The organism is Stenotrophomonas sp. C3(2023) (genome assembly GCF_032911385.1).
Taxonomy (GTDB): Bacteria; Pseudomonadota; Gammaproteobacteria; order Xanthomonadales; family Xanthomonadaceae; genus Stenotrophomonas.
Map to the genome: position 1 here is coordinate 83,359 of NZ_JAWJLO010000001.1, position 12,722 is coordinate 96,080.

Genomic DNA, 12,722 nt, shown 5'->3' on the forward strand with positions numbered 1-12,722 from the left:
GATTGAGACGGCGTGGTCCTATCGTTGCAGGATGGGAATTGCCATCAAAGGCCGCGGCGCCACCAGCCACCTCGCCGGACGTTTCGAAAGCACGGTCAGCGAAGCCGTGGACGATGGCTGGGGCCTGGACGAAAGTGACGAGTTTGCCGCCGGCCGCCTGCGCACCGAAGTGCGCGCCGAGACCGCGCGCAGCATCATCAGCCGCAATTCCTCGCCGGATATAGGCTTCAGCCAGTCGGTGAACCCCTACCGCGGCTGCGAGCACGGCTGCTCGTACTGCTTTGCGAGGCCTTCGCATGCCTATCTCAACCTGTCGCCCGGGCTGGATTTCGAAACCAAGTTGTTCGCCAAGACCAATGCGCCGCAGCTGCTGCGCAAGGAGTTCTCGCGCCCCGGCTACGTGCCGCAGCCGATCGCGCTGGGCATCAACACCGATGCGTACCAGCCGATCGAGCGCAAGTTCAAGCTGACCCGGCAGCTCATCGAGGTGATGGCCGAGACCCGGCATCCGTTCTCGCTGATCACCAAGAACGCGCTGGTTGAGCGCGATATCGACCTTCTCGCGCCGCTGGCTGCACAGAAGCTGGTGAGCGTGCACTTTTCGGTGACCTCGCTGGACCCGCATCTTTCGGCCAGACTCGAGCCGCGCGCTTCGGCACCGCACGCACGGCTGCGTGCGATGAAGCGGGTCTCCGATGCCGGCATACCTGTAGGTGTGATGGTCGCCCCGGTGATCCCCTGGATCAACGACAGCGAGCTGGAAGCAGTGCTGGAAGCCGCACACGACGCCGGTGCCCGCACGGCCGGTTACGTGCTGCTGCGCCTGCCACTGGAGGTTGCGCCGTTGTTCCGCGACTGGCTTGACGCCCACCACCCCGACCGCGCCGCGCATGTGATGAGCACGATCAACCAGCTGCGCGGTGGCAAAGACTACGACAGCCAGTTCGGCACCCGCATGCGCGGCCAGGGCGTGTATGCCGACCTGCTGGCCAACCGCTTCAAGCTGGCACGCAGGCGCATCGGATTTGATGTCCAGAACAGCCACTGGCCGAAGCTGGACTGCAGCCTGTTCCAGAAGCCGCTGCCGCCGAAGGTCGACTCACCGCAGGGCAGCCTGTTCTAGCGGCACGGCGTGCACGGGACACGGTAGGTGACGACTGTTAGTCGTCACGCTTCCATCTTCGACCGGAATGTTGGATTGGCCGGCTCGCGCGCGCAGCGCGGCAGGTTCCGCGTCGTCTGACCGGACAGCAGCCAACCATGGGGGCGGCTCTACGGGAGCGGTTCGCGTGTTGCGTTGCTTGCAACCGCACCGTGGCGTTCTGTAGCTTAGCCTCGCCCCCGCATGAAACGGGGGTCGGGTTTGACAGCTCGATGTATGACGCACCAGCGCCTGTTTCCAGAGCGCAGCAGATTTCTGTTGCTGCTGAGGGAAACGGGACAGCTTGCCATGTCCATGGCGGGCGGTGCGCGGAGGCCGAAAGGTCTGCCGGTGTCATGCACGGTCTGTCAACCGCGTGCCGTCCGCCACCTCTGTTTGACAGCAGCGGTGGCGGTCTTCATTCGCATGAGGATTTGACCATGGCTGCCGATGCCAACGTTGTTGTTGCACCCCCGGACACTCCGACCTTTTCCCCTTCCCCACTCGATGCGCTCGAACAGGTCGGCATCGCGCTGCGCGCCTTGGCGGCGCTGCTCAGGCCTGATGATGATCTGCGCGCGGTCGAGCGCGGTGACCTGGCGATGCTGCTGACGGTGCTGGACGCGCGCGCTGAAGCCCCCGGGTCGATGGCGAGCCGTGCGCGGACGGCGGTGGTGGATCTGATCGGCAGCGGACGCCGGCTGGAGTGCCTGACCCGGGAGGATCTGCATGCGCTGGTGGAGGTGCTGGCGCTGATGCAGGCGCAGGCGGTGGAGCGGCTGGTCGCGCGGTGAGGGTTTGGCTGGGTCGAGGCCAGGAGCGTGACGACCAACAGTCGTCACCTACCCGTCGTCACCTGCCGATCCCACCCACCCTGTGACGTCTTCGGCTGGACAGCGGGGCATCGGGAGGCGAACAATCGGGGCCTGGCGCCGGGGGGCGCACCTTCTGGAGGTTCGGGCATGGCCAGCAACAGTGGTGCGACGGCGGCAATCATTGCGTCTACAACGGCGATCAACGCGGCGGCGGCTGCCAAGCAGCGCGAGGCACTGCTGGCGGCGTTCCGCGAGCGTGGCGCGCTCAGGCCGGCTCAGGCGATCGAGGGCGCGGTGCTGGACCCGGCGCTGAAGACGGTGCTGGCCTGGTACCAGGCCGAGAAGGTCATCCGCACCTCCGACGACGGCAAGCTCTACCTGGATGAGAACGCGCTGCAGGCCCAGCAGGCGCTGAGCCGGGGCAATACGCTGAAGGCGCTGTGGATTCTGCTGGTGATCCTGGTGGCGGTGGTGGCGCTGGTTGTTGCGGTGGTGGCGATCAATTCGCCTTGAGGGTGGGCGGTGCCCGGCGACAGGCAGAGCGTGACGACCAGCGGTCGTCACCTGGCATAAGCCCGGGCGGTCAGCCGCCAAACAGCTTCTGCGCCTGCTGGAACAGGATCCAGCTGGTGGCGATGAACTTGTCGCCGCCCTGGGGACGGTTGCCGCGGTGGGTGTGGGTGAAGGCGGTCGGCGCGAACAGCAGGCTGCCGGTGCGCGGTGCGATCCGGCGCTGCTGGAACAGAAACTCGGTTTCGCCCTGCTCAAAACCGTCGTTGAGGTAGAGCGTCCACAACAGGTGGCGGTGCAGCGTCTCGGCCTGGGCATCGCGCGGATACAGCTCGCAGTGCCAGTACGGGTAACCGCCTTCGCCAGCGGCATACCACTGCAGGTTGATCGCTCCAGGCCGCAGGCAGGTACGGGCGAGATCCGCCAGAGCGGCGGTCTGCATTGCGGGAAAATCCTCGGCGGTCAGGCGCTTGGGCTGCCCTGCGCTGTCCTGCACCTGCAGCATCAGCGGGGCGATCAGAGCCTGTGGATAACGCCGTAGATAACCCAGCAGCCCGTTGAACACTGCCTCCTGCACCAGATTCTCGACGTCGCGCCACTCAGCCTGGCCGCTGATGCGAAGATCCTTGCTGTGCTTGAGTTCCGGGTAGACACCACTGCCCACCGCACCGGGGTGCAGACCCTGGCTGGCCTGCATCCGGGCCACAATCGCGGCACACGCATCGGCGGGTACCGCGTTGTGGATCACTTCAATGAAATCGACCGGGTCGTGCACCTGCATGGGAGACATCCTTCGCCAGCTGACCCGTGATGGTGCCCACTGGCGAAGGCGATGTCACGCCGCGGTGACGTGCCCGCTCAGGCCTGCGCGGCGTCGTGCTCGCGGTGGTAGCGCACGGCCTGTTCCACTTCGTCGCGTGAGCCGAGGAACACCGGCACGCGCTGGTGCAGCTGGTCCGGCTCGATGTCCAGGATGCGCTCGCGGCCGGTCCAGGCGGCGCCGCCGGCCTGTTCCACCAGCATCCCCATCGGGTTGGCTTCGTACATCAGGCGCAGCTTGCCGGCCTTGCCCGGGTCCTTCTTGTCCCACGGGTAGATGAAGATGCCGCCGCGGGTCAGGATGCGGTGCACGTCGGCCACCATGCTGGCGATCCAGCGCATGTTGAAGTTCTTGCCGCGCGGACCTTCCTTGCCCGCCAGCAGGTCGCTCACATAGCCCTGCATCGGTGCTTCCCAATGGCGCTGGTTGGACATGTTGATCGCGAACTCCTGCGTCGACGCGGGAATCTGCATGTCCGGCGTGGTCAGCACGAACTCGCCGGTTTCGCGGTCCAGGGTGAACGCGTGCGTGCCGTGGCCCACGCTCAGCACCAGCTGGGTGCTGGGCCCGTAGATGCAGTAGCCGGCCGCGATCTGGCTCGTGCCCGGCTGGAGGAACGCATCGTCGCTCGGGCACTCGACGTTCTGCGGGCAGCGCAGCACCGAGAAGATGGTGCCCACCGATACGTTGACGTCGATGTTCGAGCTGCCGTCGAGGGGATCGAACAGCAGCAGGAAATCACCGCGCGGGTAGATGTCGGCCACCGGCTGGCAGTGGTCCATCTCTTCGGAAGCGCAGGCGGCCAGGTGACCCCCCCAGGCATTGGCCTCGAGCAGGATCTCGTTGCTGATGACATCCAGCTTCTTCTGCGCTTCGCCCTGCACGTTGCCGGTGCCGGCATCACCGAGCACACCGCCCAGCGCGCCCTTGCTCACGGCGATGGAAATGCTGGTGCAGGCGCGGGCCACCACGGCGATCAGCTGGCGCAGGTCGGCATTGATGCGACCGGCGTGCTGCTCCTGGATCAGGTAACGGGTCAACGAGGTACGGGACATGGACGGGCAGGTCTCGGCAACGGGAAACCGCTATTGTCGCCCGTGTCGGTCGTGCGTGGGCGATGGCGCAGGGAAGTAAACCGTTTCCAGCGGCATTTCGGCCTGCCGGCATGACAAAGGCGCCGTGCGGCGCCTTTGTCGGTGCTGCATGTGGCAGTGGAATCAGCCCCTGGCGACGGTCGCCACGGCCTGCGCCACGTAGTCCAGGTTGCCCTGGCTGAGCGCGGCCACGCAGATGCGGCCGGTGCCCACCGCGTAGATGCCGAACTCATCGCGCAGACGGTCCACCTGCGGCCGGCTCAGGCCGGAATACGAGAACATGCCCGCCTGGTCGTTGATGAAGCCGAACTGCGGTGCGCCGGCAGCCGCCAGCTTTTCCACCAGGCCACCGCGCAGGGCGTGGATGCGCTCGCGCATCTCGGTCAGCTCCTGCTCCCACATCGCACGCAGTTCCGGGCTGTTGAGCACACCGGCCACCAGGGCCGCGCCGTGGGTGGAGGGACTGGAATAGATGGTGCGGATGATGCGCTTGACCTGCGACTGCACGGCCTTGGCGTCGGCCGCGTTCGGTGCCACCACCGACAGCGCACCCACGCGTTCGCCGTACAGCGAGAACGACTTGGAGTACGAGTTGGCGACGATGAAGCTGTCGATGCCGGCCTCGGCGACGATACGCACGGCAGCGCCGTCCTGCTCGATGCCCTTGTCGAAGCCCTGGTAGGCCATGTCGATGAACGGGAACAGCTGCCGTTCCTTCATCAGCGCGGCCACTTCCTGCCACTGCGCCACGGTCAGGTCGGCGCCGGTCGGGTTGTGGCAGCACGCGTGCAGCAGCACCACGGTGCCCGGCAGCAGAGTGTTGAGGTCGGCCAGCATGGCGGGGAAGTTCACGCCATGGGTGCTGCTGTCGAAATAGCTGTATTCCACCACTTCAAAGCCCGCCGCACCGAACACCGCGCGGTGGTTTTCCCAGCTCGGGTTGCTGATGGCGATGGTGGCGTGCGGCAGCAGCTTCTTCAGCAGGTCTGCGCCCACGCGCAGCGCACCGCTGCCGCCGACCGTCTGGGTGGTGGAGACGCGACCGGCGGCCAGCAGGTCCGAGTCCTTGCCGAACACCAGCTCGCGGGTGGCCTGGGTATACGCGGGCAGGCCGTCGATCGGCAGATAGCCGCGCGGTTTGGCCTCATTGGCGAGCTGCTGCTCGATCTGCTTGACGGCGCGAAGCAGCGGAATACGGCCGCTTTCGTCGTAATAGATGCCCACGCCCAGGTTGACCTTGGTCTGGCGACCGTCGGCGTTGTACGCCTCGGTCAGGCCCAGAATCGGGTCGCCCGGGACCAGTTCCACATTTGCAAAGAAGGACACGGCGGTACTCATTCGTTGTGTGAGGGGGATGCGTCGAGCACTCGTCACGCCAGCCTCATGCCGACGAAACCCGGCCATCGTAACAAAGCGGGCAGGTGGCGCGGTGCCGCTCGTCACGCCGTGCGGCCTAAACTGCGACGTCGTTTTCCTGCCGTGGTTGAAGCTGAATGATGAACTGCCCGCTCGCACGACGCCTGCCCCTGCTGTGTGCCCTGCTGCCCCTGCCCGCACTGGCTGCGCCGGGCAACGCGACGCAGGCGCTGCCAGCGGTGGAGGTGCAGGCCGCGCGGGTGCAGCGGGTCGACCCCTTCGCGCTGCCGGCCAGTTCCACCACGGTGTGGGTGGGCGAGGACCGTGCCGGTGCCGGCATGCAGCTCGCCGAGGCACTGGGCGGGGTACCTGGGCTGCTGGCGCGCGAACGCCAGAACTACGCCCAGGACACGCAGCTGTCGGTCCGCGGCTTCGGCGCACGTTCCACCTTCGGCGTGCGCGGCGTGCGCGTGCTGGTCGACGGGGTGCCGGCCACCATGCCCGACGGCCAGGGCCAGCTTTCCCATGCCAGCCTGCTTGGTGCCGAGCGCATCGAGGTCCTGCGCGGGCCGTTCTCGGCGTTGTACGGAAACTCATCGGGCGGCGTGCTGCAGGTGTGGAGCGCGCCGGGACGCGCGGGTGACCCGTGGCGGCTGCGGGTGAACGCAGGCGCCGACAACACCCTCAGTGTGGGGGCGCAGCTGCGCGGGGCGCAGGGGGCGCTGGACTACAACATCGCCGCCAACCATTTCCGCACCGACGGCTGGCGTGAACACAGCCGCGCGCGCCGTGACTCCCTCTCCGCGCGCATCGGCGGCGAGCTGGGCGATGGCCGGCTGGACCTGCTGCTCAACTTTTTCGACGCGCCTGATGCACAGGACCCGCTGGGCCTGACCCGTGCCCAGGCCACGGCCAACCCGCGCCAGGCCACGGCGGTGGCGGGCCAGTACAACACGCGCAAATCGGCCCGCCAGCAGCAGGCAGGCCTGCGCTGGAGCCGGGAGCAGGGCGCGCAGCGCTGGCAGCTGATGGGCTACGCCGGCCAGCGTGAGGTAACCCAGTTCCTGGCCATCCCGCCGGGCCCGCAGGCCAACCCCCTGCATGCCGGTGGCGTCATCGATCTGGATGCCGCTTATGGCGGGCTCGACGCGCGCTGGGGCTGGCAGGGCGAGCTGGCCGGACGACCGCTGGACCTGCTGCTGGGAGCCAACGCCGACCGCCAGCGGCAGGCGCGCACCGGCCATGAGAACTTCATTGGCGACACCCTGGGTGTACGCGGGCGCCTGCGCCGCGACCAGCGCGACACCGTGCAGAACCTGGACCAGTTCGTGCAGGCCTGGTGGCAATGGAGCGAGCGCTGGTCGGTGCTGGCCGGGGCCCGCCACAGTACGGTGCGCTTCCGCTCCGAGGACCGCTATGTGACCGGCGCCAATCCCGATGACAGCGGCCATCGCCGCTACCAGGCGACCACGCCGGTGGCCGGGCTCAGCGTTGCGCTCACCCCGCAGTGGCGCCTGCACGCGGCGTTCGGGCGTGGCTTTGAGACCCCCACGTTCAACGAACTGGGCTACCGGGCCGACGGCCGGGCCGGGCTGGCGCTGGGGCTGGCGGCCGCACGCAGCCGCAACCTTGAGGTCGGCAGCAAGTGGCATGCCCAGGATGGCCGCCAGCTTGAGCTGAGCCTGTTCCGGGCCGAGACCCGTGATGAGCTGGCGGTGGCCAGCAACACCAACGGTCGCAGCACCTACCGCACCATCGGCCGCACCCGTCGGCAGGGGGCCGAGCTGGAATACCGGCAGCCGCTGGGCCAGGACCTGCAGCTGCAGCTGGCCTGGACCTGGCTGCAGGCGCAGGTGCGCTCGCCCTACCTCACCTGTGCCGGCAGCGGCTGCAGCGTTCCCGACACCGTGGTGCCCGCAGGCAGCCGCCTGCCCGGCGTACCGCGGCAGCAGGCCTTCGCGCGCCTGCAATGGTCGCCGGGGGCATGGCAGTGGGCGCTCGAGGCGGCGGCCAGCAGCGATACCGTGGTCAACGACCTGGCCACCGAACGCGCCGCCGGCTACGCGCTGGTGCATCTGGAAGGTGGCTACCAGTGGGCGCTGCACAGTGGCGCGTTGCGTGCGTTTGCGCGCGTGGACAACCTGCTGGACCAGCGCTACATCGGCTCGGTGATCGTCAACGATGGCAACGGGCGCTATTACGAACCCGGTCCCGACCGCCGCGCCAGCGTCGGCCTGCAATGGTCGTGGCGCTGAACCCTTGCCTCGTGCAGGAACGGGTCGGGCAGCGTACCGCAGCTCAATTGGGCGCATGCATCGCGCCATTACAAACCATTACAAACTTAAGCGTCGACACCTCCTGACAGCCTTTAGAATGATGCGAATGGGAACCGATCCCATTTACATCCACGAAGGACCCCACTGTGATTGCCGATGCTCTCTGCCGCGCGGGTCAGCCGCGCGCTGCGTTGCCGTGCCCGCGCCTGCTCGCGCTGGCCATCTGCCTGGCCCTGCCCGCCGTTGCCCTGGCTGACACGGTCAGCGAGGCCCAGCCGACCACGCTCGATGCGCTGGAAGTCACCGCGCGCCGCATCAGCCAGGCCGACAGTTACACGCTGCCGGCCAGCAGCGCGGCCACCGGGCTGGACCTGAGCCTGCGGCAGACCCCGCAGTCGGTAACCACCGTTACCCGGCAGCAGATGGACGACCTGCAGATCGAATCAATCAACGACGTGCTGACCAGCACCACCGGCATCACCACCTATTCGCTGGACAATGCCGGCCGCACCACGTTCCGGGCGCGCGGCTTCGACATCGGCAACTTCAAGGTCGACGGCATGCTGGTCAACGGGCAGACCAGCTTCAGTGGCGGCGGCGCCGCGCTGAACATGGACCTGTATGACCATGTGCAGGTGGTACGCGGTGCCAATGGCCTGCTCGGCGGCACCGGTGATCCGTCGGCGACGGTCTACCTGGAGCGCAAGCGACCGACCCGCGAGTTCGGCGGTGCCGCCGCGCTCACCGTGGGCAGCCATGACAAGCGCCGGCTGATGGGCGACATCAACCTGCCGCTGAGCGCCGACGGCCGGGTGCGCAGCCGCGTGGTGATCAGCGCCGAGGATTCGGAAACCTTCCGCCAGCGCGAGGACATCCAGCGACTGGCGGGGCTGGCCAGCCTGGAAGCCGACCTGGGTGCCAGCACCGTGGTCAACCTCGGCGTGCAGTACGAAAAGACCCGCAACGGGGGCGCCTCGTGGGGCAGCAATGTGCCGATCTGGTGGGCCGACGGCAGCCGCGCGCAGCTGCCGCGAAGCACCAATCCGGCGGCCAACTGGAGCCTGGCCAAGCGTGACAGCACCACGGTGTTCGGCAGTGTCGAACAGCTGCTCGGCGCTGGCTGGAAGCTGCGCGTGGCCGCCAGCCATGACAGCGGCGAGAGCTACACCAACTACGGCGTGGCCAAGGTCAACAACGCCGCGCGCGGCCAAGGCTTTGCAGGTTTCTGGAACCCCGACGGCAGTGGCGCCTTCCTCAATGCCATCCACAGCGAGGCGGAAACCGGTCGCGACAATCTGGATATCAGCGTCAGCGGTCCGCTGCAGCTGTTCGGCCGCGAACATCAGCTGATGGCCGGTTTCAACGGCTACCGCAGCGAAACCACCGACTACACCTTCAGCGCCGCGCTGGGCAACTGCACCATCGCGGGCGTCACGCCGTGGAGTGGCTGCCAGTACCGTGCCGTGGGCCTGCCCATCGCCAACTGGCGCACCTGGGATGGCAGCTACGCAGGGTTTGAGACCTTCCGCACCGCGGCGCGCAACAAGACCATCACCGAGAACCTGGGTGGCTACCTGGCCGGACGCTTCAGTCTGGTTGATGACCTTGCGCTGGTGGCGGGTACCCGCATCAGCAACTACAAGACCTACGTGCAGGCCTACACCCGCGACAACGCGCGCACGCGTGGCCCCGGCAGTGGCGAGCAGCAGGTGGTCAACCCATACGCAGGCCTGGTGTGGGACTTCGCCCCGAACTACTCGGCGTACGTGAGCTACACCGATGTGTTCAGCCCGCAGGGCAATGTGCGCGATGCCAACGACAGCCTGCTCGACCCGGTCACCGGCAAGAGCCACGAAGCGGGCATCAAGGGCGAATGGCTCGACGGAGGACTCAATGCCGCGCTGGCGGTGTTCCGCAATGCACAGAACAACGTGGCCGAAAACACCGGCGAGGTCCACCCGGAAACGGGCCTGGCGATCTACCGTGCGGTGGACGGAGTGAAGTCGAAGGGCGCGGACCTGGAGATTTCCGGCCGCCTCGCGCAGGGCCTGAACGTCTACGCGGGCTACACCTGGCTGCAGGTCGACGGGCTGTCCTACCAGCAGGACCCGCGCCATCTGCTGCGCTTGAACGTGGCCTGGACCCTGCCGGGTGCCTGGTCCAGGCTGACCGTCGGCGGTGGTCTTTCGGCACAGAGCGGCACGGTGATGTCGACCAACCCCGGTCGTCCGCTGGGCAACGGGCAGTACGACGCCAGCAACCTGCCGATGGGCGGCTACACGCTGACCAACCTGATGGCCCGCTATGAGCTCAGCGAGCATGTGCAGCTGGCGCTGAACATCAACAACCTCACCGACAAGATCTACTACACCCAGTATGGCTTCTACGATGGGCTGATCTTCGGTGAGCCGCGCTCGACCACCTTCACGATCCGGGCCCGGTTCTGACCGGTCCCGTCGCCAGCGGTGCGCGCAGCGGCCCTGCAGGTCTGCCTGCAGGGTTGCCGCGCATCTGGGAAGATGGGCAGATGAGCCGTTCCGCCGCGCCGCGCCCACCCGTCAGCACCGAAGGTGCCTCGATCCTGATCGTCGACGACGACCCGGAGATCGGTGCACTGCTGGCCGAGTACCTCGGGCAGGCCGGCCTGCGCGCCGACGCGGCCGGCGATGGCAGCGCCATGTGGCAGGCGTTGGCCGCACGTCACTTCGATGCCGTGGTACTCGACCTGATGCTGCCCGGTGACGATGGCCTGACGCTGTGCCGGCAGCTGCGCGACCGCAGCAACCTGCCGGTGATCATGCTGACTGCACGCGGGCGGGCGACCGACCGCATCGTTGGCCTGGAAACCGGCGCCGACGACTACATCGCCAAGCCGTTCGACCCGCGCGAACTGCTGGCCCGGCTGCGCGCCGTACTGCGCCGCACCGGCATCAACGCCGATCCGCTGCCAGCCCGGCTGCGGTTTGCCGGCTTCACGCTGGACACGCGCATGCGCCAGCTCACAGATGCACAGGGGTCGCCGCTGCCGCTGGGCGGTTCCGATTACAGCCTGCTGCTGTTGCTGGCGCGTCATCCCGACCAGGTGCTGGACCGCGACCATCTGGCCGAACAGGTGTATGGCCGTGACCGCCTGCCCGGCGACCGCGCCATCGACGTCTGCGTGAGCCGCCTGCGCCAGGTGCTGGAAACCGACAGCCGCACGCCGCAGTTGATCCGCACCGTGCGCCACCGCGGTTATACGCTGGCCGGCCCGGTGCAGCGCGATGGCTGAGCGGCGCCTGGGCTGGCCGCGCACCCTGTACGGTCGCCTGGTGCTGGTGCTGGTGGCCGGCATGCTGCTGGCGCAGCTGCTCACCGGCACGGTGTGGCGCGAGGCGCGCTATGAAAAGGTGGCTGAGATTCCTGCACGCCTGGCGGCCGCCCATGTGGCGCAGACGCTGCAGCTGCTGGAGCGGCCTGCCTCGCCGCTGGTGGATGCCGACCCGGCGCTGCTGAGCACGGCCGACTTCAAGGTGCGCCAGGTGCAGACGCCGAGCCGGCCGCCGCTGAGCCGCCGTGACCGCCCGGTGGAGCGGCTGCTGCGCCAGGCGCTGGCAGCGGAGCTGGGCAGCGAACGGCCGTTGTACCTGCAGCAGCTGCGGCTGTATGACGTCGACGGGCGCCGCGACGAGGCGGTTCTGTCCGCACGACATGTGCGCGGGGAGTTCGCACTGCAGGTGCAGAGCCGGCACGGCCAGTGGCTGCAGTTCGATGTGAGCGAGGGGCAGGCCGGGCTGGAGCTCAAACCCCGACACGCGTTGGTGGACTACCTGCTTCGCATCTACGGGCTGCGCACGCTGTTGATCGTGCTGCTGGCGTTGGTGGTGGTGCGTTGGCTGACGCAGCCGCTGACCCGTCTGGCCAAAGCGGCGCAGGATCTTGGGCAGGACCTGCACGCGCCACCACTGCCGACCGAGGGGCCACAGGAGGTGCGCCAGGCGGCACAGGCCTTCAACCAGATGCAGGCGCAGCTGCAGCAGAGCGCGCATGCGCGCGAAGAACTGCTCGCTGCGGTATCGCACGATCTGCGTTCGCCGTTGACACGATTACGTCTGCGTACCGAAATGCTGCCCGACGCAACGGCGCGCGCGCGCTGGCGCGCTGACCTGGACGACATGCAGGAGCTGGTCGACTCCATCCTGGATTACAGCAGTGCCAATCAACTGCGCGGGGCACGTGAGCCGCTGGATCTGCATGCCCTGCTGCAGACGGTGGCCGACGATGCCGTTGAGGCAGGTCACCCTGTTACCTTCAGCGGGCCGCTGCTGGCACCGTACCCGGGCTATGCGCGCAGCCTCAAGCGCGCGCTGGCCAATGTGGTCGACAATGCGGTGCGCTACGGCGGCAGCGCCTGCATTACCCTGGCTGAAAACGAAGGCCTGGTGGAAATCAGTGTCATCGATGCCGGCCCTGGCATTCCGCCTGACCAGCGCGAACGCATGCTCCAACCCTTCCAGCGGCTCGAAGCTTCGCGCAGCGCACGCCATGGCGGAACCGGACTCGGCCTGAGCATTGCCGTGGCCATCGTACAGGCCCATGGTGGCCAACTAAGCCTGGACGATGGCCCTGCCGGCCACGGCCTGCGCGTACGCATCACGCTGCCGCGATAGCGCCAAGCGCAGCTCGGCCACCGCGACTCGTCCGCAGAGCAGCCGACCATGGGTCGGCTTC

General features: G+C 67.7%; 10 protein-coding genes. 7 read left to right on the forward strand and 3 right to left on the reverse strand.

What is annotated here, in order from left to right; all coding sequences use genetic code 11:
* Positions 1–31: 31 nt before the first annotated feature.
* The 3 genes from RZA67_RS00325 to RZA67_RS00335 all read left to right on the forward strand — a co-directional run bounded on the left by RZA67_RS00325 (position 32) and on the right by RZA67_RS00335 (position 2,469).
* A complete protein-coding gene (locus RZA67_RS00325) occupies positions 32–1,123 on the forward strand; it encodes a PA0069 family radical SAM protein (RefSeq protein WP_317210533.1) in 1,092 nt (363 codons plus the stop codon).
* Between the two features lie 458 nt (positions 1,124–1,581).
* Positions 1,582–1,935: a hypothetical protein gene (locus RZA67_RS00330; RefSeq protein WP_317210534.1), complete on the forward strand. Its 354-nt coding sequence runs from the start codon at positions 1,582–1,584 to the stop codon at positions 1,933–1,935.
* 168 nt (positions 1,936–2,103) lie between these two features.
* Positions 2,104–2,469, forward strand: coding sequence for a hypothetical protein (locus RZA67_RS00335; RefSeq protein ID WP_317210535.1), 366 nt, complete (start codon positions 2,104–2,106; stop codon positions 2,467–2,469).
* 70 nt (positions 2,470–2,539) lie between these two features.
* Here RZA67_RS00335 and RZA67_RS00340 read toward each other — a convergent pair whose 3' ends face one another.
* The 3 genes from RZA67_RS00340 to RZA67_RS00350 form a co-directional block, all read right to left on the reverse strand.
* Positions 2,540–3,247 carry a 2OG-Fe(II) oxygenase gene (locus RZA67_RS00340; protein WP_317210536.1) on the reverse strand — a complete coding sequence of 236 codons (708 nt, stop codon included), beginning with the start codon at positions 3,245–3,247 and terminating at the stop codon, positions 2,540–2,542.
* Between the two features lie 77 nt (positions 3,248–3,324).
* On the reverse strand, positions 3,325–4,341 hold the full coding sequence (locus tag RZA67_RS00345; protein ID WP_317210537.1) for a class 1 fructose-bisphosphatase: 1,017 nt from the start codon (positions 4,339–4,341) through the stop codon (positions 3,325–3,327).
* Positions 4,342–4,503: 162 nt separating this feature from the next.
* A complete protein-coding gene (locus RZA67_RS00350; protein ID WP_317210538.1) occupies positions 4,504–5,706 on the reverse strand; it encodes an amino acid aminotransferase in 1,203 nt (400 codons plus the stop codon).
* Between the two features lie 170 nt (positions 5,707–5,876).
* Here RZA67_RS00350 and RZA67_RS00355 point away from each other — a divergent pair, with 170 nt between their 5' ends.
* From RZA67_RS00355 to RZA67_RS00370, 4 genes are all read left to right on the forward strand, one after another.
* Positions 5,877–7,991, forward strand: coding sequence for a TonB-dependent receptor (locus tag RZA67_RS00355; RefSeq protein WP_317210539.1), 2,115 nt, complete (start codon positions 5,877–5,879; stop codon positions 7,989–7,991).
* 167 nt (positions 7,992–8,158) lie between these two features.
* Positions 8,159–10,459 (forward strand): TonB-dependent siderophore receptor, encoded by a 2,301-nt coding sequence (locus tag RZA67_RS00360; protein WP_317210540.1) that lies wholly within the window; start codon positions 8,159–8,161, stop codon positions 10,457–10,459.
* Positions 10,460–10,539: 80 nt separating this feature from the next.
* Positions 10,540–11,283 (forward strand): response regulator transcription factor, encoded by a 744-nt coding sequence (locus tag RZA67_RS00365; protein WP_317210541.1) that lies wholly within the window; start codon positions 10,540–10,542, stop codon positions 11,281–11,283.
* Positions 11,276–12,661 (forward strand): ATP-binding protein, encoded by a 1,386-nt coding sequence (locus tag RZA67_RS00370; RefSeq protein ID WP_317210542.1) that lies wholly within the window; start codon positions 11,276–11,278, stop codon positions 12,659–12,661. Before RZA67_RS00365 ends, RZA67_RS00370 begins: the two co-directional genes overlap by 8 nt.
* Positions 12,662–12,722: the final 61 nt, after the last annotated feature.